The organism is Pyxidicoccus trucidator, assembly GCF_010894435.1.
In the GTDB taxonomy this organism is placed as follows: Bacteria; Myxococcota; Myxococcia; order Myxococcales; family Myxococcaceae; genus Myxococcus; species Myxococcus trucidator.
The window spans coordinates 92,475-115,564 of record NZ_JAAIXZ010000005.1; the positions used below are offsets into that span (position 1 = coordinate 92,475).

General features: G+C 70.4%; 17 protein-coding genes. 7 read left to right on the forward strand and 10 right to left on the reverse strand.

Annotation, left to right across the window (positions count from 1 at the left end; translation table 11 throughout):
• Positions 1-2: 2 nt before the first annotated feature.
• The gene (locus G4D85_RS16250; protein WP_164012915.1) at positions 3-776 is read left to right on the forward strand and encodes a YdcF family protein; all 774 of its coding nucleotides are present in this window, start codon (positions 3-5) and stop codon (positions 774-776) included.
• 63 nt (positions 777-839) lie between these two features.
• Here the strand turns inward: G4D85_RS16250 and G4D85_RS16255 are convergent, their stop codons facing one another.
• The gene (locus G4D85_RS16255) at positions 840-2,450 is read right to left on the reverse strand and encodes a bifunctional metallophosphatase/5'-nucleotidase (RefSeq protein ID WP_164012917.1); all 1,611 of its coding nucleotides are present in this window, start codon (positions 2,448-2,450) and stop codon (positions 840-842) included.
• A gap of 239 nt (positions 2,451-2,689) precedes the next feature.
• On the opposite strand from G4D85_RS16255, the gene G4D85_RS16260 reads away from it, so the two are divergent.
• Positions 2,690-4,612 carry an alpha-amylase family glycosyl hydrolase gene (locus tag G4D85_RS16260; RefSeq protein WP_164012920.1) on the forward strand — a complete coding sequence of 641 codons (1,923 nt, stop codon included), beginning with the start codon at positions 2,690-2,692 and terminating at the stop codon, positions 4,610-4,612.
• A gap of 51 nt (positions 4,613-4,663) precedes the next feature.
• Here G4D85_RS16260 and G4D85_RS16265 read toward each other — a convergent pair whose 3' ends face one another.
• The 7 genes from G4D85_RS16265 to G4D85_RS16295 form a co-directional block, all read right to left on the reverse strand.
• Positions 4,664-5,410, reverse strand: a complete 747-nt coding sequence (locus tag G4D85_RS16265; protein ID WP_164012922.1) for an MBL fold metallo-hydrolase — start codon at positions 5,408-5,410, stop codon at positions 4,664-4,666.
• Positions 5,407-5,904, reverse strand: a complete 498-nt coding sequence (gene coaD / locus G4D85_RS16270) for a pantetheine-phosphate adenylyltransferase (RefSeq protein WP_164012924.1) — start codon at positions 5,902-5,904, stop codon at positions 5,407-5,409. The genes G4D85_RS16265 and coaD overlap by 4 nt, the downstream gene beginning before the upstream one ends.
• Positions 5,901-7,115 (reverse strand): MFS transporter, encoded by a 1,215-nt coding sequence (locus G4D85_RS16275; protein WP_164012926.1) that lies wholly within the window; start codon positions 7,113-7,115, stop codon positions 5,901-5,903. The genes coaD and G4D85_RS16275 overlap by 4 nt, the downstream gene beginning before the upstream one ends.
• Positions 7,112-7,720, reverse strand: a complete 609-nt coding sequence (locus tag G4D85_RS16280) for a TetR/AcrR family transcriptional regulator (RefSeq protein WP_164012928.1) — start codon at positions 7,718-7,720, stop codon at positions 7,112-7,114. The genes G4D85_RS16275 and G4D85_RS16280 overlap by 4 nt, the downstream gene beginning before the upstream one ends.
• Positions 7,721-7,848: 128 nt before the next feature.
• Entirely contained in the window at positions 7,849-8,694 is an 846-nt protein-coding gene (locus G4D85_RS16285) for an alpha/beta fold hydrolase (protein ID WP_164012930.1), read from the reverse strand.
• A gap of 98 nt (positions 8,695-8,792) precedes the next feature.
• On the reverse strand, positions 8,793-9,347 hold the full coding sequence (locus tag G4D85_RS16290; RefSeq protein ID WP_164012932.1) for an adenine phosphoribosyltransferase: 555 nt from the start codon (positions 9,345-9,347) through the stop codon (positions 8,793-8,795).
• Entirely contained in the window at positions 9,344-10,330 is a 987-nt protein-coding gene (locus tag G4D85_RS16295; RefSeq protein WP_164012934.1) for a 2-hydroxyacid dehydrogenase, read from the reverse strand. Before G4D85_RS16295 ends, G4D85_RS16290 begins: the two co-directional genes overlap by 4 nt.
• Before the next feature lie 146 nt (positions 10,331-10,476).
• Between G4D85_RS16295 and G4D85_RS16300 the strand changes: the two genes are divergently transcribed.
• The 4 genes from G4D85_RS16300 to G4D85_RS16315 all read left to right on the forward strand — a co-directional run bounded on the left by G4D85_RS16300 (position 10,477) and on the right by G4D85_RS16315 (position 17,598).
• Positions 10,477-13,731, forward strand: a complete 3,255-nt coding sequence (locus G4D85_RS16300; RefSeq protein WP_164012935.1) for a DEAD/DEAH box helicase — start codon at positions 10,477-10,479, stop codon at positions 13,729-13,731.
• Positions 13,732-13,852: 121 nt separating this feature from the next.
• The gene (gene recN, locus G4D85_RS16305; protein WP_164012937.1) at positions 13,853-15,592 is read left to right on the forward strand and encodes a DNA repair protein RecN; all 1,740 of its coding nucleotides are present in this window, start codon (positions 13,853-13,855) and stop codon (positions 15,590-15,592) included.
• A gap of 67 nt (positions 15,593-15,659) precedes the next feature.
• A complete protein-coding gene (locus tag G4D85_RS16310; RefSeq protein WP_164012939.1) occupies positions 15,660-16,457 on the forward strand; it encodes a Stp1/IreP family PP2C-type Ser/Thr phosphatase in 798 nt (265 codons plus the stop codon).
• A gap of 223 nt (positions 16,458-16,680) precedes the next feature.
• Entirely contained in the window at positions 16,681-17,598 is a 918-nt protein-coding gene (locus G4D85_RS16315; RefSeq protein WP_164012941.1) for a M23 family metallopeptidase, read from the forward strand.
• A gap of 53 nt (positions 17,599-17,651) precedes the next feature.
• Here G4D85_RS16315 and G4D85_RS16320 read toward each other — a convergent pair whose 3' ends face one another.
• Both G4D85_RS16320 and rlmM read right to left on the reverse strand, forming a co-directional pair.
• Complete coding sequence (locus G4D85_RS16320; RefSeq protein ID WP_164012943.1) at positions 17,652-18,356, reverse strand: GGDEF domain-containing protein; 705 nt, start codon at positions 18,354-18,356, stop codon at positions 17,652-17,654.
• A 43-nt stretch (positions 18,357-18,399) separates the two neighbouring features.
• Positions 18,400-19,422, reverse strand: a complete 1,023-nt coding sequence (gene rlmM, locus G4D85_RS16325) for a 23S rRNA (cytidine(2498)-2'-O)-methyltransferase RlmM (RefSeq protein WP_164013598.1) — start codon at positions 19,420-19,422, stop codon at positions 18,400-18,402.
• A gap of 470 nt (positions 19,423-19,892) precedes the next feature.
• On the opposite strand from rlmM, the gene secA reads away from it, so the two are divergent.
• Positions 19,893-22,724: a preprotein translocase subunit SecA gene (gene secA, locus G4D85_RS16330; protein WP_164012945.1), complete on the forward strand. Its 2,832-nt coding sequence runs from the start codon at positions 19,893-19,895 to the stop codon at positions 22,722-22,724.
• Positions 22,725-23,090: the final 366 nt, after the last annotated feature.

Here is a 23,090-nt window from a genome sequence, read left to right on the forward strand (position 1 = left end):
CCGTGTTCCTCTTCCTGTCGAAGGTGCTCGACCTCTTCCTGGCGCCGCTGACCTGGGCGCTGCTGTTCCTGGTGGCCGGGGCGCTGCTGCGCAAGCGGGTGGGGCGGGCGCGGCTCCTGAGTGGGCTGGGGCTGGCCGTGCTCTACGCCTTCTCCACGGAAGCCGTGTCGTCGGCGCTGATGCGTGCGACGGAGGCGGGGGCGGTGAGCACCTTCCGGCCGGACGTGACGTACGACGCCGTCATCGTGTTGGGCGGAGGGTTGGACCCGGCCGCCACCGAGCGCTCCGGCCGGCCCGAGTACAACGCCGCCGCCGAGCGGGTGCTGCGCGGCTTCGAGCTGCTGCGCGAGGGCCGGGCGCAGCGGGTGCTCATCTCCGGCGGCTCGTTGGATCCGAGGCCCCAGGCGGTGGTGGAGGCGGACGTGCTGTCGCGGCAGCTCCAGGCGTGGGGCATTCCGGCGGAGCGCATCTTCACCGAGGGGCGCAGCCGCAACACGCGGGAGAACGCGGTGGAGTCCGAGCGCATTGTCCGAGAGCACGGCTGGAAGACGCTGCTGCTGGTGACGAGCGCCGCGCACATGCCGCGTGCCGCCGGCTGCTTCGCGGCGGTGGGGCTGCGGCCGGACACGCTGCCGGTGGACGTGCGCACCTCGTCCACGCCGCTGCGGCGGATGAGCTGGCTGCCGCGCGCGGGAAACCTCAGCCAGAGCACGGACGCCCTGCGCGAACTGGCGGGGCGCGTGGTCTACGAGCGGCGAGGCTGGGCGGTGCCGTGAGCGCACTTGAGCGGCCCGCGCCGGGGCGCGTGGTCTGCGAGCGGCGGGTCGGTGCCGGGCGTACTACTTGAGCGGTGCGGGAGGCCGGCGCGCGTCCTTGGACAGCGTGCTGGTGCCGCGCCGTGCAATCCGTCCGTCCCCCTTCGCGCGCGGCGCCGGCTTGCCGGAGCGGAACGCCTCCGCCAGCACGTCCAGCGGCGTGCGCCCGTCCTTCAGCGCGGGCGTGGTGGGCTGGCCCTTCAGCATCTCGTAGCCGTCCTTGCCGCTGGCGAGGAAGCTGAGCGTGGCCAGCCGGTACGTGGCCTCCGCGTCCAGCGGCTTGCCGCCCACCTTTACGTCCACCACGCGGTCGCCCACGGGGCGGGACGGGTCATACGCGAAGCGCAGGCCGGACACCTGGGGGAAGCGGCCGGGCTTCGCGTCCTCGCGGCTGAGGCTGACGCCGTTCTCCAGCACCGCGCGCAGCGTGGCCCCCTTCACCTCCACCACCACCAGTGCGTCCTCGTACGGGAGGATGGCGTGCAGCTCGCGGCGCGTCAGCACCCCCGCCGGCAGCACCATGTCCGCGCGCAGCGCGCCCCCATTCACCAGGGCCACATCCGCGCCCGACGCCGCGCGGAAGGAATCCGCGACGAACGAGCCCAGGTTCGTCTCGCGCGTGCGAACCTCCGAGGCGCGCGCCTCCAGCGCCACCGGCGTGCGGCCCACGCGCTCGGAGAGCCGGGCGAACAGCGGCTCATAGGCCTTCATCGCCGCGTTGAACTCCGCGTCCTCCGGCACCTTGCGCGTGACGGGCAGCCGCTTCCAGGTGGCCTTGCGCAGCGCGCCCGTCGTCGCGTCCACGTCCAGGGTGAGCCGGCCCAGTTCCACCGCGTCCGCGTGCACCTTGAAGATGGGCGTCCCGGTGGAGCGGTCCTCCACGCCCACGTGGTCATGCCCGCCGAGGATGGCGTCCACCTTCACGCACTTCGCGAGTGAGCGGTCCTGCTCCAGCGTCAGGTGCGTCAGGCCCACCACCACGCTCGCGCCCGCCTCGCGCAGCTTCGCCACCGCCGCCTTGGAGGCCTCGCAGAAGTCGGTGAACTGGGTGTCCGCGCCGGCCTTGGAGGTAGCCTTCGTCTCCGGCAGCACCACGCCGAACAGGCCCAGCTTCACGCCGCCCACGTCGCGCACGTCGTACGCCTTCACGCCCGCGAAGAGGCCGCCCGCCTTCGTGTCCTCCACGTTGGCGCCCAGCCAGGTGAAGCGCGACTCGCTCACGCGCTCGCGCAGCGCATCGTCACCGAAGTCGAACTCGTGGTTGCCCAGCACCGCGTAGTCCAGGCCGAGCGCGTTCCACGCGTCCACCATCTGCCGGCCCTTGAGCGCCTTGCCCTCCACCTCCAGCAGCGACTCCACGGACGGGGACAGCGTGTCGCCGCCCAGCACCGTCACCACGTTGGGCGACTCCTTGAGCACCTGCTTGCGCAGCGTGGCCACCCGCGCGAGCCCGCCCCGGCGTCCCGACTCCACCGGCTGCACCTGGTACACGTCCGCCAGGTGGAGCAGCGTCACCTTCAGCGGGGCAGGGGCGGCGGGGGCGGCGCCCGAGGCGGGGACCGCGGTCAGCACCCAGGCCAGCGCGAGTGGCAGGAGCAGGGCCCCGCGTCGGGCCGGCGCTGTCGTCTTCTTCATCTCGGGTCGTTCTCCGGAGGGCGCTCGCACGCGCGGTCCGCCGGGACTAGCGCACTCGGAAGTCGAAGGCGAGCACCCGCGCCTTCACGCCCCGTGTGATTTCAACGCGGGGCGGAAGGGACACCGTGAGCATTGATGCATTGCGACATGATGGAAAGTTACATGAAAACAACGGCTCCCGTTTGCTCGCACTTCACCGTGGTTGCTAGGACGCCCCTTAACCAAGGGAGGTCGTCATCATGCGGAACGGCATCAGGTGGAGTGCACTCGTGCTGGCCGGGTTGCTCGGCTGTGGCGAGGCCGCGCTCGAGTCTCAGCAGGGCTCCGTTCAGGAGACAGCGCAGGTCAGCCAGAAGCTGAGTGCCTCGGGCAGGCCGGGTATGGGCGCCACCGTCTACCGCGACGCAGGGGGCGCCCCTATCGGTACGACGTTCCGCGTCTGGGCCCCGGAAGCTCAGCGGGTCTGGGTGAAGGGCTCCTTCAACTGGGGGGGCATCGAGCTGGGCAACGAGTCCAACGGCAACTTCTCCGGTGACGTGACCGGCGCCGGACATGGCCAGGACTACTACTACACCATCCAGAACAAGTGGGGCGGCTACCAGGACCGCAAGGACCCGCGGTCGGCGTGGCAGACCAACTCGACGAGCGACAGCAAGATTCTCGACCACGGCAACTACCAGTGGCGGGACAGTGGGTACAGCACGCCGGGCTTCAATGAGATGGTCATCTACGAGATGCACATCGGCACGTTCGTCGACTCGGCGGGCGGCAACCCGGGCCACTGGCAGAGCGCGATGACGCGGCTGAACCACCTGAAGGAACTGGGCGTGAACATGGTCCAGGTCATGCCGGTGATGGAGTTCCCGGGTGACTTCTCCTGGGGCTACAACCCCTCCTTCCCGTTCGCGCCGGAGAGCGTCTACGGGCACCCGAACTACATGAAGGAGTTCGTGGACAAGGCGCACCAGAACGGCATCGGCGTCATCTTCGACGTGGTGCACAACCACTACGGGCCGATGGACCTGCCCCACACGTGCTTCAACGGCGACTGCATGAATGCCAACGGGCAGTACTTCTACACCGACGGGCGCAAGAGCACGCCGTGGGGCGACACGCGCCCTGACTACGGCCGCCCCGAGGTCCGTGCCTACATCCGCGACTCGATGATGAGCCTGCTGCACGCCTACCACGGGGACGGCCTGCGCTGGGACGCCACCAAGTACATGCGCACGGTGAACGGCAGCAGCAGCACCGACATCCCGGACGCCTGGCGGGTATTCCGGTCCGTCAACCGGGAGATCAACCAAAACCAGGCGTGGAAGATCAGCATCGCCGAGGACTTCGGCGCGGGTGACGCCATCACCAACGACGCCACGTCCGATCTCGACGGCGGCGGCGGCTTCGACGCGCAGTGGGCGGGTGAGTTCGTCCACCCCATCCGCTCGGCGGTCATCGCGGGGAACGACTCGGCCCGGGACATGAACGCCGTGAAGAATGCCATCACCCAGAGCTTCAGCGGGCGGCACACTGCGCGCATCATCTACTCGGAGAGCCACGACGAGGTGGCCAACGGCCACGCCCGCGTGCCGGAGGAAATCTGGCCCGGACAGGCGGGCAGCTGGGCGGCCAAGAAGCGCTCCACGCTGGCGGCGGGCATCGTCATGACCTCGCCCGGCATCCCGATGATCTTCCAGGGCCAGGAGTTCCTCGAGGACGGCTACTTCCAGGATACGGACCCGCTCGACTGGTACAAGAACGACGTCACCTATTCGGGCATCCGCACGCTTTACCGCGACCTCATCCGCCTGCGCCGCAACTGGTTCAACAACACCCGCGGTCTGCGTGGCAAACACGTCAACGTCTACCACACCAACCACACCAACAAGGTGATTGCCTACCACCGCTGGGAGAACGGTGGCCCGGGCGATGACGTGGTCATCGTCGCCAACTTCAGCGGGACGTACTTCGACAGCTACAACGTCGCCTTCCCGCGCAGTGGCCTCTGGTACGCGCGCTTCAACAGCGACTGGAACGGGTACTCGTCCAACTTCGGCAACACGGCGACGCTGGACACCAACGCCAACGGCGGCGCCAAGGACGGCCTGCCCAACAGCGGCAACATCAAGCTCGGGCCCTACTCGATTGTCATCTTCTCGCAGTAGCGGCTGACGGGCTCGGGGCGCCCTGCCCATGTGGAGCAGGGCGCCTCGCGCTCACACCGTGTAGCGGCGGCCCTGGGCGAGCGGTTCGATGACGCTCGCGCCAAGGTCGAAGTCGTCCGGGTAGTGGATGAGCCGCATCCGGGCGCGCAGCTCCGCGGGCAGCGCCGCGAGCTTCTCGTAGGGCGTGTGCACGCCGTAGTTCGTCTCGTGAATCACCAGGTCCGCCTCCGAGAGCCAGTCGATGAGTCCCTCGTCGAAGGCGGTGTCCGCGCTGTACCCCAGGCACCGGCCCCCCGCGTGGATGCGCAGCGCGGTGGTGGGCACGTGGTGGTACGTGAGGCGGCTCTCAATCAGGAATGGCCCGTGCCGCACGGTGGACTCCGTGGAGAGCGGCGTGTGGTCGAAGTAGTCGTCGAAGTGCTTCTCGTTCGGGGTCGCACCGTGGCGCTCGATGAGGCACTCCATGCCGGCGGCGAGGTGGCCCTCCCACAGGCGGTCCGCCACGGCGGGGTGGGCGAGCACCTCCAGCTTCCGCTTGAGCACGAAGAAGGAGAAGTAGCCCAGGCTCTCCAGGCCCGACGCGTGGTCCGCGTGCAGGTGGGTGAGGGCCACGGCGCTGACGCGGTCCGCGTCCAGGGGCACGCCGGAGGACTCGGAGGCCTCGCGCATCATCTTCCGGATGGGGTGCGGGCAGTCCACGAGCAGCACCTGCCCTTCGGCCTCCACGGCGAGGCACGAGGAGTAGCGCAGGGCGGAGAAGGCATCACCGACGCCGAGGGTGATGAAGGACAGGCTCATGGCTGGCTCCGGATGGAGGGTGCGAGTCGCTCTCTCAGCTTCGCCGCGACGGCCGGTGGGCAGAAGGCCGAAACGTCCTCGCCGCGCGCGACGCGCTCCTTGAGTCCGCTGCTGCTCACCTCGGCCAGGTGCGCCTCGGCGGGGAGGAAGAGAGTGGACAGCTCCGGGGCCAGCGCGCGGTTGTTCTGCGCCAGCTCCGTCTCGAACTGTGCGTCGGTGGCGCCCCGCACCCCGCGTAGCAGGACGCTGGCGCCAATCTCCCGGGCGAAGTCGACGATGAGCCCCTCGGTGCTGGCCACGGTGATGTTGGGGTGGAGCTTCACGGCCTCGCGTACGAGGGCCACGCGCTCGTCGGCGGAGAGCAGGGAGCGCTTGTTCGGGTTGACGGCCACCACCACGACGACGTGGCCGAAGAGGCGCGCGGCCTGGCGGACGACGGACAGGTGCCCGGCCGTGACGGGGTCGAAGCTGCCGGCATAGACGGCGATGGTCATGGTGACACCTCGGGAGCCGCCTCGGGCGACAGCGTCCGGGGCGGGTGGAAGGTGAGGGCGGCGTAGAGCGTGCCCGCGACGCACAGGGCGGCGGACAGGGCGAAGTGCGTCGAGTAGCCGAGCGCCGAGGCACTGAAGCCACTCGCCGCGGCGGCGGCGCCGGTGGCCAGCACCACCAGCGAGGCCTGCACGGTGTAGTCCGTGGCGGCGTGCTCGGGGCGGCACGCGTCCATCATCGCGGTGAAGACGGCGGCGGTGGCCATGCCGCTGGCCACGTGCTCCACGGCGCAGACGGCGGTGAGCAGGGAGAGGGACGCGGGGCCTCGCGCGGCCAGGGCATACAGGAGCACTGCTCCGGCCTGGATGGCGCCGAAGAGGAGCAGCGCGCGGCGCCGGCCCAGTCGCACCACGAGGCCGCCCCCGAGGAGCGCGCCCACCAGCCCCGCCGTGAATCCCACGCCTCCGAGCATCCAGGCGATGTCGGTGAGCGACAGCCCCGAGTCGAACAGGAAGGTCCGCAGCATGCCCGTGGCCAGGGCCTCGCCCGCCTTGTAGACGACGAGCAGCGTGAGCCAGGCCGCCGCGCCCGGGCGCTTGAGCCACCAGGCGAGGCCCAGGCTCTGGGCGGGGGGCGGCTCGGAGGGCGGCTCCCGGTAGAGGGCCACGGGCACCGTCGCGAGGAGCAGCACGCCGCCCAGCGCGAGGAACGTGGGGCGCCAGCCCACCGCGTCGAAGACGGCGAGCATCAGTCCGCCGCCGACAATCATCCCCACGCGGTAGGCGGCCACCTGCACGCCGTTGCCCCAGCCGCGCTCGGCGGGCGCGAGCAGGTCCACCGCGAGCCCGTCCGTGGCCACGTCCTGTGTGGCGGCCAGCAGGTTGACGCCCAGCACCGCCGCCATCAGCACGGAGGTGTCCAGGTCTCCCGACGGCAGCGCGAGCGACAGCAGCAGCCCCGCGGACAGGCACTGCAAGGGGAGGATGTAGCCGCGCCGCCGGCCCCAGCGCGCCGAGCCGTGGCGGTCCATGGGGGGGGCCCAGAGGAACTTGAGCGCCCAGGGCAGGGCCAGCAGGTGGGCGAGGCCGATGGCGGGCAGCGACAGGCCCTGCTTGCGCAGCAGCACGGGCAGCGCCTGGGTGAAGAAGCCGAACGGCAGGCCCTGCGACAGGTAGAGACTGGAGAGCAGCGCCAGCTTCGTCGAGGTCTTCATGCGTCCTCCCGCGCTTCCGCCGTGTCGAGAAGGCCCGCGGCCATGCGCTTCACCGTGCCGGCCGCCGAGCCCGACGGCACCAGGTCCGGGGCGCTCGCGGAGAGCACGAAGTAGCCCTGCACCGAGGCGAAGAGGCCCGCGGCAATCGCGCGCGCCCGGCGCTTTCCCACCACCGACGCAACGAAGGACTCGAGCTGCTCCAGGTCCGCGCGCACCACCTTCTCATAGGCGGCGCGCACCTCGGGCTGGCGGATGGCCTCCGCGCTGATGGTGACCCAGCTCGCGACGGCCGCCGGGGCCGCGTCCGCGCCCGTGGCGAGGAACGCGTCGATGAAGGCGTCCACCCGGGCCCGCGCGTCGTCGCCCTTCAACCGGGAGAGCCGCGTCGTCACCCGTGCGCGGACGCGGGAGGCGAGCTGCTCCACCAGCGTGAGCAGAATCTCCTGCTTGTCGCTGAAGTGGTAGTGCACGAGGCCCGGGCTCAGCCCCGCCGCCTTCGCGATTTCCCCCACCGACGCGCGCTCGTAGCCGCGCTCGGCCATGACCTTCAGCAGCCCGTCGACAATCTGCTGGCGGCGCTCCTCGGTGTTGGACGGACGGGGCATGGTGGCCTTGTTTATTGGTTGTGTGACCAACTTATAAACAGGACCCCTGGAAACGTCAACCCGACGGCGCCGGGGAGGGCCGTCGGGTGGTCAGGTAGGCGGCGAGGTAGGGACGCCGGGAATTCGCGTCAGGACGGCGCGGCGCCGGGCGTGTCGAGGGCGGTGTTCATGTACGTCTGCTGCGCGGAGACGAACGCCTCGATGCCGGCGGCGACGAGGTCTGGCACCTCCATCATGGGGACGTGGCTGATGGCGGGCAGCTTCATCACGTGGAACCAGGGGTTGTTGACGCTGAAGGCCACCTGGTTCGCGAGGTAGTCATGCGACTCCGGCTGCGCGTACAGGTGCAGCGTCGGAGTAGGCGGCCTCAGCCCGAAGAGGGCGCGCAGCGGCGAGCCCTCGCGTGCGTACGCGGAGGCAATCTCCCGGGCGGCCCTGGCCCACATCTCCTCGCCGAAAGAGGCCATCTCCTCGCGGAAGAAGCGGATGAGGTTCTCGTCCTCCACGCCCTCCAGCCACATGCGGAACAGCCCTTCGCGGGCCTCGGCCCAGCGCTCGGACATCAGCCCCCGCAGGGCCTCGGTGAAGGCGAGTGGTGGCTCGGAGATGATCCAATCCATCACCACCAGCCGGGGCACGCGCTCGGCGCCCAGCTCGCGGCGCAGCTCCAGCGCCCACCAGCCCGCGTGGGACATGGCCACGGGCACCACCTGCTGCGCGCCGCTGGCCTCCACCACGGTGAGGAGGTCCTCGAGGACGGTGGCGCTGTCGAAGTCGGTGCCTCCGCCCTCGGACTCGCCATGGCCTCGCAGGTCCACCGAGAGCACCCGGCGGCGGGCGGCGCAGCGGGGCAGCAGGGGCCGGAAGGCGGCCCGGGTGGTGCACCAGCCGGGGATGAAGAGCAGCGCGGGCCCGCCGCGGCCCACGTCGTCATAGCGGATGCGGGCGCCGCCGCTGGAGTTCACCTCGGGCATGGTCTTCCCCCTCTGGAAGCAATGGCTCCTCCAGAGGTGGGCAGGCCGGGCGTGGGCGGCAGCAGGCGGGCAGGGGAGGGCGCGGACGCCCGCGGGGCTCAGAAGGACAGCAGCGACGTCACCTTGTCGCGGCCCAGTCGCTTCACGCCGTCCAGGAAGTCCAGGTGGATGAGGAAGCTGAAGCCCACCAGCTCCCCACCGAGCTTCTGGACGAGCTTCGCGGTGGCCTCCGCCGTGCCGCCGGTGGCGAGCACGTCGTCCACCACCAGCACGCGCTCGCCCTTCTGGATGGCGTCCTCGTGCATCTCCAGGCCGTCCGCGCCGTACTCCAGCGAGTAGCGCTCCACGATGGAGCGGTAGGGGAGCTTGCCGGGCTTGCGCGCCGGGACGAAGCCCGCGTGGAGCGCCAGGGCGATGGGGGCGCCCAGGAGGAAGCCGCGGGCCTCCACGCCCACCACCTTGGTGACGTGCTGGCCGCGGAAGGGCGCGGACATGGCGTTGATGACGCGGCCGAACAGGTGCGGGTCGGCCAGTACGGGGGTGATGTCCTTGAAGACGATGCCCGGCTTGGGGAAGTTCGGCACGTCGCGCAGGCGGGCATTCACATCGGCGACGAGCGTGGTGTCGGTGAGGCTGGGGGCGGGCGAGTTCATGGGAAGAGCTCCGGATTGACGCAATGAGGTGGCCGCCGTCCCTCCAGCGCGGCCAGCAGGTTGTCCACCGCCATGGAGGCCATGCGGCCCCGGGTGGCATGCGAGGCGCTGGCGATGTGCGGCGCCAGCAGCACGTTGGGCAGCGTCATCAGCGGGCTGTCCACGGGGAGCGGCTCCGGGTCCATGACGTCCAGCGCGGCGCCGCCCAGCCGCCCCTCGCGCAGCGCTTCAATCAGCGCGTCCTGGTCCACCACGCCTCCGCGCGCGGTGTTGACGAGCAGGGCCCCGGGCTTCATCGCCGCCAGCTCCGCGCGCCCCAGCCAGTGCCGCGTCTCGGGAGACAGCGGCACGTGCAGGCTCACCACGTCCGCCTCCGCCAGCAGCGTGGCCTTGTCCACGCGCCGCGCGCCGAGCTCGGCCTCCAATTCCGGCCTCGGCTGGCGGCCCACGTACAGCACGCGCATGCCGAAACCCCGCGCCCGCCGCGCCACCGCCGTACCGATGGCGCCCAGGCCGACGATGCCCAGCGTGGCCCCGTGCACGTCCGTGCCCAGCAGCAGGGTGGGGCTCCACGTCCGCCACTTCCCCGCGCGGACGAAGGCATCCGCCTCGGCCACCCGCCGCGCCAGCCCCATCAACAGGGCGAAGGCGAAGTCCGCGGTGGTCTCCGTCAGCACGCCCGGAGTGTTGCCCACCGGAATCCGGCGCGTGGTACAGGCCGGCACGTCGATGTTGTCGTACCCCACCGCCACGTTGCTCACGGCCCGCAGGCCCGGCGCGGCGGCGAGCAGGGCGGCGTCCACCCGGTCTGTCAGCAGGGTGACAAGCCCCTCGGCGAGCGCCGCCTCGGCCAGCAGCGCGTCCCGGGAGGGGGGCAGTTCCTCCTCCCACAGGCGGAGGTCCACGTGCCTGCCCAGTCGGCCGAGGGCCTCTCCAGGGAGCTGGCGGGTGACGAAGACGCGGGGGCGGACGGTCCGGGCCATGGCGCGGGTTGATGCTCTCACAGCCAGATGCCAGCGGGCGGGTTCCTCTGGCGGACGCATCGATTTTTCCCGTGAGCGTGAGCGCCGTTGGTGTGGTAGTCCAGCGCGTTCCCCGCGGCCATTTGAGCCTGGGGCCTTTTCCAGCCGTGCAATCCACCGCCGACATCCGAGACGCCCTCCCTCCTCAGGACACCGTGTGGCTGCGGGCCCTGAGGGCTGAAGTCCAACCCACCACCTTCAAGAAGGGGCGGGAAGTCGCGGAGTCACGCCGCGTCTTCGGCCTTCAGCGCGAAGGCAACCGCATCAGCGCCCAGGTCGCCAGCTCGTCTGGTGGGCGCTACCAGGTGGCCCTGGAGCTGGGGGACGGCAAAGCCGCGTCCACCTGCACCTGCCAGTCCTGGAATGTCTACGGACCGCACTGCAAGCACGTGGTCGCCGCCGCGCTCATCTACGCCGCGCGCTTCCGCCCACCGGGCCCGCCGCCTCCTCGGCCGGAGCCGGTGCCTCCTCCCGCCGACGTCCAGGCCCAGGAAGTCCCGGTCGACGACGAGATTCCCGTCGACCCGGTGTCCTCCCCCGGCATCGACCCGGTGAACCTGCCGGCACTCGCCAAGGTGGAGAGCTGGCTCGGCCTGTCCTCGCAGCCGGACTACGAGTTCTTCTACCGGCTGACGCCCTCCAGCACCGGCAACGGGGGGCGGCAGTGGGTGGTGGACGTGCGCCGTCAGGACGCCCAGACGAAGGGCCCCATCCACGTCAAGCGCCTGCTCCAGACGGGGGGCCGCATCGCCCCCGCCGACGAGCGCGTCTTCATGATGCTGTCCCGTCATGAGCACCGCTACGACTCGCGCATCGTCCTCTCCGACGAGGACCTGAGCGAGGCGATGGAGCTGATGCGCTTCCGCCGCGTCATCTACCGGGGCACGCAGCTCATCAACACCGAAGCCCCCGTACGCCCGCAGATCCGCCTGGAGTCGCGTCCGGACGGCGCCACCGCGCGCATCGAGCTGCTCTTCCCGGACAGCGCCAGCTACTCCCTCAAGGACGTCATCATCCTTTCGGGGAAGAAGACCTGGGTCATCCAGGCGCAGAACCTCCACGCCGTGGAGCCGGACTTCCCGCCCCGCCTGCTGCGCAAGTGGCTGCTGGAGCCGAGCATGTCCTTCCCGGCCGGGCAGCTGGACCGGGTGCTGACCTTCTTCGCGGCGCACCTGCCGCGCTTCCGCATGGCGCTGAAGGCGGACGACATCGACGTGGACGAGTCGGTGGAGCCGCGCTTCATGCTGACGCTGGAGGGCAGCCCGGAGAAGGTGAAGGTGCAGCTGGCCGCCCGCTACGGGCAGACCACCGTGGCGGTGTCCCCCACGGCCACGCACCTGGGCTACGCCAGCGGCGTGGGCACGGACAGCCGCAAGCTCTACCGCCGCCGCGAGGAGGTGGAGCGCGCCGCCGGCAAGCTGCTGCTGGACCTGGGCCTGCGCTTCGAGCCGCAGAGCGCCGTCTTCGACGCCACCGGTGACATCGCGCTGGAGTTCTGGGCCCGCGGCCTGGCCTCGCTCCCCGCCGAGTGGGAGCGCTTCGGCGTGCAGGCCCCCAAGGTGCGCCTGCGTCCCAAGCTCAAGCCGCGCATCCGCGTGGGCATGAGCGGCGTGCAGTGGTTCGACCTGGACGCGGAGTTCGTCACCGACGACCAGGCCGTGGACCTGGGCGCGGTGCGCATGTGGCTGGACTCCGGCCGCAAGTTCGTCCCCCTGAAGGACGGCTCCTTCGCGGAGGCCGACCCCGCCGAAATCAAGCGCGTGGCCGACCTGCTGGAAGAGGCCGGCGCCATGCCGGGCCGCTCCCGCACGCGGCTGCCGCTGCACCAGGCCGTCGCGCTGGACCTGCTCGCGGACCTGGGCGAGTTCACCGAGGTGGAGGCCAAGGCGCGCCAGGCCATGCTGGAGCTGCGCGAGACGGCCGGCGTGCCGAAGGTCGCCGTGCCGGAAGGGCTTCAGGCCACGCTGCGCCACTACCAGGAGGCGGGCCTGTCCTGGCTCTGGTTCCTGCGCCGCCACGGCCTGTCCGGCATCCTCGCGGACGACATGGGTCTCGGAAAGACCATCCAGTCGCTGAGCCTCATGCAGAAGGTGGCCAACGACGAGGGGCACAAGCCGTCCCTCGTGGTGGCCCCCACCAGCGTGCTCGCCAACTGGGAGCGCGAGGCCGAGCGCTTCACGCCGGGCCTCAAGGTCATGGTGTGGCACGGCCAGGACCGCAAGGAGCGCGCCGAGGACCTGAAGGGGATGGACCTGGTCCTCACCTCCTATGCCCTGGTCCGTCGTGACTTGGACCAGCTCTCCTCGGTGGGCTTCCGCTACGTCGTCCTGGACGAGGCGCAGAACATCAAGAACGCGGACAGCGCCACCGCGCAGGCGTGCAAGTCGCTGCCCAGCGAGACGCGCCTGGCGCTCACCGGTACGCCGCTGGAGAACCGCCTGTCGGAGCTGTGGAGCATCTTCGACTTCCTCATGCCGGGCTTCCTCGGCAGCGCGGACGGCTTCAGCGACAGGTACGAGCAGCCCATCCAGGTGGCCAACGACGCCACCGCCAAGGACCGGCTGCGCCGCCGCATCCAGCCCTTCATCCTCCGCCGTCTCAAGACGGAGGTGGCCAAGGACCTGCCGCCCAAGACGGAGTCCATCGCCTGGTGCGAGATGGAGCCCGGCCAGGCCGCCCTCTACCGCGAGGTGCTGGACGAGAGCCGCCGCAAGGTGAGCGAGTCGATTGAGAAGATGGGCTTCAAGCGCAGCCGCGTGTCCATCCTCGCCGCGCTGATGCGCCTGCGGCAGGTGTGCTGCGACCCGCGCCTGCTCAAGATGCCGCCCGGCACGCTGCTGCCCTCCAGCGCCAAGGTGGAGCGCTTCCTCCAACTCGTGGAGGACCTGGTGGCCGAGGGCCACCGTGCGCTCGTCTTCAGCCAGTTCACGGAGATGCTGGAGCTGCTCAAGCAGGAGGCCGACAAGAAGGGCCTGCGCTACCTGTACCTGGACGGCCGCACCAAGGACCGCATGGGCAAGGTGGACGAGTACAACCAGCCCGACGGGCCGCCGCTGTTCTTCATCTCCCTGAAGGCGGGCGGCACCGGCCTCAACCTCACGGCGGCCGACTACGTCATCCACTTCGACCCGTGGTGGAACCCCGCCGTGGAAGACCAGGCCACGGACCGTACGCACCGCATCGGCCAGACGCGCGCGGTCATCAGCTACAAGCTGATTACCCGCGGCACGGTGGAGGAGAAGATCCTCGCCCTCCAGCGCCGCAAGCGGGACCTGGCCGCCGGGGTGCTCGGCAACGACACCGACGAGTTGGGACGCACACTCACCGAGCAGGACATCCAGGAGCTGTTCACCGAAATCTAGGGGGTTGGAAGGTTGGGGCGCTCACCATACGTCCGCACGACCCGAACGCCTGTGCAGTGTCAGGGGGACCTGCTAGGGTGTTCAGTCACCAGTGCCGTCGTACGGACCACGGAGGGCGCGCGTGCTGCTGGGTCTTCGGATTTCGAACGTGGCGGTGATCGAGGAGGTGGAGGTGGCGTTCGGAGCCGGCCTCACCGTCCTCACGGGAGAGACAGGTGCGGGCAAGTCCATCCTCGTGGATGCACTGGGCCTGCTGCTGGGCGGGCGGGCCGACGCGGACGTCATCCGCGCCGGCTGTGAGGAGGCGTCCGTCGAGGGCGTCTTCGCACGCACCCCTGCCCTGGGTCAGCGGCTGGAGGACCTCGGCCTGCCGGACCTTGGAGAGGAGGTGTTGGTGCGCCGCGTGCTCGGCCGGACGGGCCGGGGCAAGGTGTACGTCAACGGCGGCCTGGTGACGGTGGGCGTCCTGGGCAAGCTCACGCGGGGCGCGGTGGACATCGCCGGCCAGCATGAGCACGTCAGCCTCTTCGATTCGGGCCTGCACCGCGTCCTGCTGGACAGGTATGGCGCCCTGGACGAGGCGCTGGCGACGTACTTCGGCGAGTACACCGCGCTGCGCGAGGTGGACGCGCGCATGGACGCGCTGGGAGGCGACGAGGCGAAGGTGCGCGAGCGCGCCGAGTTCCTCCGCTTCCAACTGGACGAGATTTCGCGCCTGGACCCCGAGGCCGGCGAGGACACGCGGCTGGACGCCGAGCGCAAGCGGCTGGGCAGCGCGGAGAAGCTCAAGCGCCACGCGTCCGAGGCCGAGCTGCTCGTCTCCGGCGAGGAGCAGTCCGCCGTGGAGACGGTGGGCCGCGCGCTGGGGTTGGTGCACGACGCGGTGAAGACGGACGCCACGCTGGCGCCGGTGGCGCAGGCGCTCAGCACGGCCCTGTCGGAGCTGGAGGAGGCGCAGCGCCTCCTCAACCGCTATGTGGAGGGGCTGGAGTCGGACCCCTCGCGGCTGGCGGACGTGGAGGAGCGGCTGGACGCGCTCAAGCGGCTGTGCCGCAAGCACGGCACCCTCCTGGATGGCCTGCTGAAGAAGCGCGGCGAAATCGAGGCCGAGCTGGGCACGCTGGAGAACCGCAAGGAAATCCTCGAGGAGCTGGCCGCCGAGCGGCGCCGGGTGGAGGAGCGGGCGCGCAAGGCCGCGGCGGTGCTGTCGCGCCAGCGCATCTCGAGCGCGGTGGAGTTCTCCGCCCTGGTGCGCGAGGGCCTGGGGCACCTCGCCATGGGCAAGGCCGCCTTCGAGGTCCGGGTGACGCCGGGCGAGACGCTGCGGCCGGACGGCGCGGACGAGGTGGAGTTCTTCTTCAGCGCCAACCCTGGCGAGCCGGCGCGTCCGCTGGCCAAGGTGGCCTCCGGTGGTGAGGCGAGCCGCCTGCTGCTGGCCCTCAAGCGTGCGCTGGCCGACAGTGACGGCTGCGGCTCCTACATCCTCGACGAGGCCGATGCGGGCGTCAGCGGCGCCATCGCCGACGTCGTGGGGCGGATGATCAAGGAGGTGAGCAGCCACCGTCAGGTGCTCTGCATCACCCACCTGCCGCAGGTGGCGGCCTATGCGGACGCCCACCTGCTCATCCGCAAGAGCCTCAAGGGCGAGCGCACCGTCTCCGAGGTCGCCGTGCTGCAGGCGGGCACGGAGCGCACGCGCGAGCTGGCGCGGATGATGTCCGGCGTGGAGGTGACGCGCGAGGCGCTCGGAGCCGCCGAGGCCCTGGTGCGCTCGGCCCACCGGGCGCTGGCGACGCCCCGGGCCCGCCGGGAGACCGGCCCGGAGGGCACCCCCAGGGGTCGTCTCCGACGCACTGCGTAGAACCAAGTGAGGGGCAGGAGCATTCGCGTCCTTGCCCCATCCGCTTGCCTCACATAGCATCCCGGGTGTGTCCAGCACCGCAGGGCAGACCGCGGCCTCCCGCCTCAAAATTGTCTCCGCTGGCCTGACCGACGTCGGGCGTAAGCGCAATCACAATGAGGACAGCTTCCTTATTGATGACGAGCTGCAGCTCTATGTCGTGGCGGACGGAATGGGCGGTCACGCGGGTGGTGGAACCGCGTCGCGCATTGCCGTCGAGACCATCGACAAGGAGATGCGTCGGGCTCGGGAAGGGAAGGACAACCCCTTCCTCTCCGTGCCCAACCTGCAGGACTCGCCCATCCCCGAGTCCCTCCGCACGGCGGTAGAGAAGGCCTGCCTGGCCATCTTCACCGCCGCGCAGGAGGACGCGCGCCTGTCCGGCATGGGCACCACCGTCATCTCCCTGGTGGTCCGGGACGAGCACGCCTTCTTCGCCCACGTCGGCGACAGTCGCGCGTACCTCATCCGGGGCGACCTCATCCAGCAGATCTCCGAGGACCACTCGCTGGTCAACGAGCAGATCAAGGCCGGGATGATTACCCCCGAGGAGGCCAAGCACTCCCGCTACAAGAACATCATCACCCGCTCCGTCGGCTTCGAGGAGGAGGTGCAGGTGGACGTCATGGGGCTGGTGTCGGAGCCCGGCGACGTCTTCCTCCTCTGCTCGGACGGCCTGGCCAACATGCTCGAGGACCGCGAAATCCACGAGGCGGTGGTCAGGTCGCGGACGCTCGACGAGGTGCCCAAGCACCTCATCGACCTGGCCAACGAGCGGGGCGGGGACGACAACATCACCGTCATCGTGGTGCGCGTGGAAGCCTGAGGACGCCGCACTGCGACGGGAAGTGGTCTCGGACCCTCCCCATGGGTCTGTTGTCCTTGATACTCTTTAAGTAAGAATGGTATCTGCCCCAACGTTTCCAGCGGCGGCGAAATGCCGCTGGCCGACGTCGGTGGGCTGGGGAGTGGCGGGGGAGATGTAGCGCGAGAGCGAGCGACTTAGCTTGTCGCGCCAGAAGTCCCACGCAAAGCAGGGGAGCGGTCCCGTGGCGAAAAAGTCCTTCACACTGATGGTGATCCCGGACCACGACGCTCCGGTGAAGCGGTACACCATCCAACGGTCCTTCCTCATGCAGGTGGGGATGGGGCTGATGTTGGTGGTGGGACTGTCCGCCGGGGCGAGCATCCACTACTTCCAGGTGGCCGCCGACGCGTCGGAGAACCGCATCCTCCGCGAGGAGAACCTGACGCTCCGCTCGCAGCTCAAGTCGGTGCGCGAGCGCATCGAGCACATTGGCTCCACGCTGGACCGGGTGGAGCGATTCGACCAGAAGCTCCGCGCCATCACCCTGCTGTCGGACCCGCAGCGCAACCTGGCCATGGGCCCCACGGAGCCCGAGGCGGGCACCACGGCGCCCACCACCGACACCCAATTCACTCAGCTCACCACCACGGAGACGCCCAAGGCGCTCCTGGGGCGGCTGGACAGGCTGAGCGCCGAGGCCACCCGCCAGGAGCAGAGCCTCCAGGAGCTGCAGGCGTACTTCCAGGACCAGAAGTCGCTGCTGGCCTCCACGCCGTCCGTCTGGCCCGCGCGCGGCTGGGTGACGAGTGACTTCGGCTCGCGTCTGGACCCGTACACCGCCGACCGCGTCATGCACGCCGGCATCGACATCGCTGCGCCGCACGGGAAGGAAATCTACTCCCCGTCGGACGGCACGGTGGTCTTCGCGGGCCTCGAGGGCGGCTACGGCAACGTGCTCGTCATCGACCACGGCTACGGCATCAAGACGCGCTACGGCCACTTGGCGAAGATGCTGGTGAAGGCCGGCGACCGGGTGAAGCGTGGAGCGCTCATCGCCGCGGTGGGCAACACCGGCCGCTCCACCGGACCGCACCTCCACTATGAGGTCCGCGTCAACGGCATCCCGCAGAACCCGCGCAAGTTCATCCTCGAGGAGTAGCGAGGGCTTTCGCTCCGGCGCTTGAGCCTCGGGCTCGCGCCGGAGTGTGTCGCCTACAGCGTGCCGGGCCCGGGGACGAAGCCGTCCAGCCGCAGGCGCCGACGCTGCAGCCCGCTCGCGCGCCCGGTGCGCACCATGACGTGGGTGCGCTCCAGCTCGGCCCACACCAGCGGCCCCAGCACCTGCCAGTGCGAGGGCGCGTCCACCGTCAGCTCCAGCAGGCTCACCGTCCACGTCGGCACGTCCGCGTCGGGAGTGCCCTCGGGCAGCACACGGCGCACGTCGCGGGCCAGCCGCTCGCGTGTAGAGGCGTCCAGGTCCTCGCTCACGGTGAGCTGAGAGGTGGGCACCAGCAGCGCGGCGAGGCAGTCCGGGTGCAGGCGGAGCACCTTCGCCCCCGGGTACTGCGCGGCCAGGGACTCGGCCGTGGCGCGCAGCACCGCGTCCCCGGTGGGGAAGCCGAAGCGGGCGTTGACGTGAATCATCCCCTGCACGTCGGCGATGACGGCGCCCACGCGCCACCCGTCATGGTGGGCGTGCGTGGACAAGTCGTACTCCTCCTTGAGGAGGCTGCCCTGGGTGAGGGCGGGGACCTGGAGGGCCCCCGTCTTCGCGTCCGGGTGGCCCCGACGGGCCTGCTCGGCCTGGAGGAGCACCTCCACGGCGGCCTGCACGGGCGCCTCCCGGTGGCGCTGCAGCACCCACGGGTGGAGGGCGATGAGGGCGGTGGCGGTGGCGTCGTCGAGCGGGTAGGGCATCTTTCCCCTTGTGTAGCGCGTCGCGGGGCCCGGCGCAGGCGCTTCACTTCATGCGGTGGGCCGTCACCGTCACCTCGTCCCGGTCATGGTAGAGCTGCCGGACGACGAGGCCCTCCCAGCCTCCCTCCTTCGTCAGTGTCTGGCGCACGCGCAGCAGCATCGGGTTCTTGTCCTTCATCGGCAGCTTGATGTTGGCCACCAGCTGCCGGGCCCAGCCCTTGCGGCCCCACTTCGCCAGCAGCTGCGCCACCTCCAGCGGGCGCCACGCCATGTCGCAGAAGAGCCAGTCCACCGGCTCCTCGGGTGCGTAGGCGAAGGCGCTCTCCTGCACGTGCGTCACGCGGCGGTTGGCGGCCAGCTCGGGCATGAGCTTCGCCGGGTCCACCGCCACCACCCTCGCCCCACGCGCCACCAGCCGCTGCGTCCACCCGCCCGGCGCCGCGCCCAGGTCCACGCAGACGTCTCCGCGCCCGGGCTCGAAGGCCAGCCCGTCCAGCGCCTCCTCCAGCTTCATGGCCGCGCGCGAGGGAGACTCGCCCGCGCGCTTCATGCGCCGCCGCCCGCCCGCCGCCAGCGACAGCGCCTCGCTCGCCGGCACCGTGCCCACCACCGTCACCCCGTCCGGTGCCACGCACAGCCCCACCAGCACGGCCCCCGCCTCGCGCGCCCGCTGCGCGTCGTCCACCAGCCGCTCCGAGGGGAGTCGCGCGCGCACGGCCGCCTCCAGCGCCTCCGCGGGCGCCGTCAGCGTGTTGCCGCGCGGCGTGTCCGGGGTGAAGGCCTGCACCACCCAGGGCGCCCGGCCGGCGAGGGCCCGGACAGTCCTGGCCGCGGCCTCGGCGATGTCGTCAGGCGTGCTCGCCGTCAGGGAGACGGCCACCCGGTAGCCCGCCCGGGCGAAGGCGGGAGCCAGGCCGCCAACGGCCTCGCTCTCCACCAGCGCTTCGCCCAGCAGGCGGGGATGGGCGCCCGCCCACTCCAGCTCCTCGTAGAGGTGGGGCTCGAAGCCCGCACGGCAGGTCCACAGCCAGTGCCCCGGCCGGGCGGCCAGCGTCTGTGCGGGGATGGGTGGGACGCGGGCCCGGGGTGGGACCCGGGGAGCAGGCGGCGCGGCGTGTGCAGGCGGGCCACCCGACACGGCGGTGCTCTGGGGGCCTCGGGAAGACGGGCCCTGGGGGCCTCGGGAAGACGGGCCCTGGGGGCCTCGGGAAGACGGGCCCTGGGGGGACCGGGAGGCGGTGCCCTGGGTGCCCCGGGGGGCAGGTCCCTGACGTCCCCTGGGCGGAGCGGAGCGGCCGGGCCGGCGGGAGGGTTGCTTCGCGGAGGGGCGGCCCGCTCCGCGGCGTTGATTTCGTGTGGGGGACATTGCGTGTGCTCGGTTCCGCTTTACTGTGAGCCGCTGCGTGTACGGCGACCGGCCAAGTGGAAGTTTCGGGGGTCGCTCGTGGTTTTCAACCGGTTCTCCCTTACACCTCCTGGGATTTCCCTTCACTCGCCGCCGTCCTTCGAGGATTCTCCGGCGAGAGAGTCGACCGAATGATCGAATGGACGCTGAAGAAACTCATCGGGACCAAGAATGAGCGCGAGCTCAAGAAGGCCCATGGGAAGGTAGGCCGGGTCAACGAGCTGGAGACCCGGATGCGGGCCCTCAAGGACGAGGACTTCGTCTCGGAGACGGCCCGGATGCGGCAGGAGGTGCAGAACGGCCGCTCGCTGGACGACCTGCTGTTCGAGGCCTTCGCCCTCACCCGCGAGGCGGCGCGCCGTGTCATCGGCCAGCGCCACTACGACGTGCAGCTCATCGGCGGCATGTTCCTCCACCAGGGCTGCATCGCGGAGATGCGCACCGGTGAAGGCAAGACGCTGACCGCGACGCTGCCCACGTACCTCAACGCGCTGTCCGGCCGTGGCGTGCACGTGGTGACGGTGAACGACTACCTCGCCCGCCGCGACGCGGAGTGGATGGGGCGCGTCTACCGCTTCCTGGGCATGACCACCGGCTGTGTCCTCCATGAGCTGACGGACAAGCAGCGGCAGGAGGCGTACCGCTCGGACATCACCTACGGGCAGAACAACGAGTTCGGCTTCGACTACCTGCGCGACAACATGAAGTTCCGCCTGCAGGACTACGTCCAGCGCGAGCTGAACTACGCGATTGTCGACGAGGTGGACTCCATCCTCATCGACGAGGCCCGCACCCCGCTCATCATCTCCGGGCCCACCGAGGACAGCACCGACAAGTACTACCGGGTGGACCAGGTCATCCCCGGGATGGTGCCGGACCAGGACTACACCCTGGACGAGAAGCACCGCGCCGTGTCCCTCACGGACGACGGCATCGAGAAGCTCCAGAAGCGGCTGAGCGTGGGCAACCTGTACGACCCGGGCGAAATCGAGACGCTCCACCACGTCGAGCAGGCCCTGCGCGCGCACACGCTCTACAAGCGCGACAAGGACTACGTCGTGAAGGACGGCGAGGTCGTCATCGTCGACGAGTTCACCGGCCGGCAGATGCCGGGACGCCGCTGGTCCGACGGCCTCCACCAGGCCATTGAGGCCAAGGAGGGCGTGAAGATCGAGAACGAGAACCAGACGCTGGCGACCATCTCGTTCCAGAACTACTTCCGCATGTACTCCAAGCTGTCCGGCATGACGGGCACCGCGGACACCGAGGCGGAGGAGTTCGCGAAGATCTACAACCTGGACGTCCGCGTCATCCCCACCAACCGCAACAACGTCCGCAAGGACCTGCAGGACGTGGTCTACAAGACGGAGCGGGAGAAGTTCGAGGCGGTGGCGGAGCAGATCGCCGAGCTGCACAAGAACGGGCAGCCGGTGCTGGTGGGCACGGTGTCCATCGCGAAGAGCGAGGTGGTGGGCAACTTCCTCAAGAAGCGCGGCATCCCCCACAACGTCCTCAACGCCAAGCAGCACTCGCGCGAGGCGGACATCGTCGCGCAGGCGGGCCGCAAGGGCGCCGTCACCATCTCCACCAACATGGCCGGCCGTGGCACGGACATCCTCCTGGGCGGCAACGCCGAGGTGCTCGCCAAGGCGTCCATGGGGCCGCCGCCGGAGCCTCCCACCCAGGCGCCCGTGGACGGGCAGCCCCTGGATTTGACGGGCTACCAGCAGGCGCTGGCGGACTGGGAGAAGCAGCTCGCCGACGCGAAGGTGAAGCTGGAGGAGCAGACGAAGAAGGAGCGCGAGGAGGTGATGGCGGCCGGCGGCCTGTTCATCATCGGCACCGAGCGCCACGAGTCGCGCCGCGTGGACAACCAGCTGCGTGGCCGCGCCGGCCGCCAGGGTGACCCGGGCGCCAGCCGCTTCTTCCTGTCGCTCGAGGACGACCTGATGCGCATCTTCGGGTCCGAGCGCATCCAGGGCCTGATGGAGCGGCTGGGCATGGAGGAGGGCGAGGTCATCGAGCACGTGTGGCTGTCGCGGGCCATCGAGGGCGCCCAGAAGCGCGTCGAGGGCCACAACTTCGACATCCGCAAGAACCTGCTCGAGTACGACGACGTGATGAACCAGCAGCGCCGCACCATCTACAAGCTGCGCCGGCAGGTGCTGGCCGCGGGTGCGGGCGTCCCCCTGATTGAGTACACGGAGGACCCCAAGACGCGCGTGAAGTCCCGCTCCGAGCGCACGGTGAGCTGGGCGGACTTCAAGGAGCTCATCCTGGACTCCATGGAGGACGTCATCGTGTCCCTCACGGACACGTACGCGCCCACCAAGGGCGTGGACGGCTGGGACATGGCGGCGCTCACCCAGGGCGTGAAGGAGACCTTCGGCCTGGAGATGGGCTTCGAGGGCGTGGGCAGCCGCGAGGAGCTCCAGGAGCACATCTACAAGGCGGCGGAGAAGGTCTTCCAGGCGCGCGAGGAGGAGTTCGGCGAGAACTTCATGCGCTTCCTCCAGTACAACTACCTGGCGACCATCGACCGGCTCTGGAAGGACCACCTGCTGGCCATGGACCACCTGCGCCAGGGCATCGGCCTGCGCGGCTACGGCCAGAAGGACCCGAAGCAGGAGTACAAGAAGGAGGGCTACCAGGGCTTCATCCAGATGCTCTCCGCCATCAAGGCGCAGTTCGTCACCCAGCTCATGCACGTGCAGCCCCGCTCCGCGACGAGCGCCGCGGAGGAGGCCGCCCGCATCCAGCGCCAGCTCGCCCAGCAGCAGAAGCGGGCGGTGGAGGGGCGCGGCACGGCGGACGGCAAGCTGGACGAGGCCTCTGTCGCCGCCACGGCCCGGCCTCAGGCCGCGAAGTCCGACAAGCCCGCCGTGGGCCGCAACGACCCCTGCCCGTGCGGCAGCGGCCGGAAGTACAAGAAGTGCCACGGCGCCGCGGAGGCCAGCGTCTAGGCGCTCGCTTCCCTACACGGCCAGCAGGCAGGACGCCGGCGCGGCGCCACTCCCTCCGAGGGGGCGGCGGTCGCGCCGGTGGTCCTTTCGGGGCAGGGCAGGGGCCTGGACGTCAGCCGGGCGGGCACGGCCCGTCCGTGCCTGGACGGGGGGCGCCGTGAAGCTTGCGCCGCCCGGAAGGGTTCTGTTAAGGACCCCCCGCCCCTGGGTATGGGGTCGGGGGTATTACACCCCTGGTAGCAGGCAGCACCCACTACACACACGCTCGTGCCGGTCGCCGGTGCTTCCGTGAGTGGGGGGCCCTCTTCGGAGGGGACTCCCTCCCGGTTGTCACGACTGGAGCTTGGCGAGCGTGGCGGAAACCAA

Excerpts from the sequence above, each read along its gene's own strand:
- G4D85_RS16255 (WP_164012917.1), bottom strand. The coding sequence starts at position 2,450 with ATGAAGAAGACGACAGCGCCGGCCCGACGCGGGGCCCTGCTCCTGCCA.
- G4D85_RS16260 (WP_164012920.1), top strand. The coding sequence starts at position 2,690 with ATGCGGAACGGCATCAGGTGGAGTGCACTCGTGCTGGCCGGGTTGCTC.
- G4D85_RS16265 (WP_164012922.1), bottom strand. The coding sequence starts at position 5,410 with ATGAGCCTGTCCTTCATCACCCTCGGCGTCGGTGATGCCTTCTCCGCC.
- coaD (WP_164012924.1), bottom strand. The coding sequence starts at position 5,904 with ATGACCATCGCCGTCTATGCCGGCAGCTTCGACCCCGTCACGGCCGGG.
- G4D85_RS16275 (WP_164012926.1), bottom strand. The coding sequence starts at position 7,115 with ATGAAGACCTCGACGAAGCTGGCGCTGCTCTCCAGTCTCTACCTGTCG.
- G4D85_RS16280 (WP_164012928.1), bottom strand. The coding sequence starts at position 7,720 with ATGCCCCGTCCGTCCAACACCGAGGAGCGCCGCCAGCAGATTGTCGAC.
- G4D85_RS16285 (WP_164012930.1), bottom strand. The coding sequence starts at position 8,694 with ATGCCCGAGGTGAACTCCAGCGGCGGCGCCCGCATCCGCTATGACGAC.
- G4D85_RS16290 (WP_164012932.1), bottom strand. The coding sequence starts at position 9,347 with ATGAACTCGCCCGCCCCCAGCCTCACCGACACCACGCTCGTCGCCGAT.
- G4D85_RS16295 (WP_164012934.1), bottom strand. The coding sequence starts at position 10,330 with ATGGCCCGGACCGTCCGCCCCCGCGTCTTCGTCACCCGCCAGCTCCCT.
- G4D85_RS16320 (WP_164012943.1), bottom strand. The coding sequence starts at position 18,356 with ATGCCCTACCCGCTCGACGACGCCACCGCCACCGCCCTCATCGCCCTC.
- secA (WP_164012945.1), top strand. The coding sequence starts at position 19,893 with ATGATCGAATGGACGCTGAAGAAACTCATCGGGACCAAGAATGAGCGC.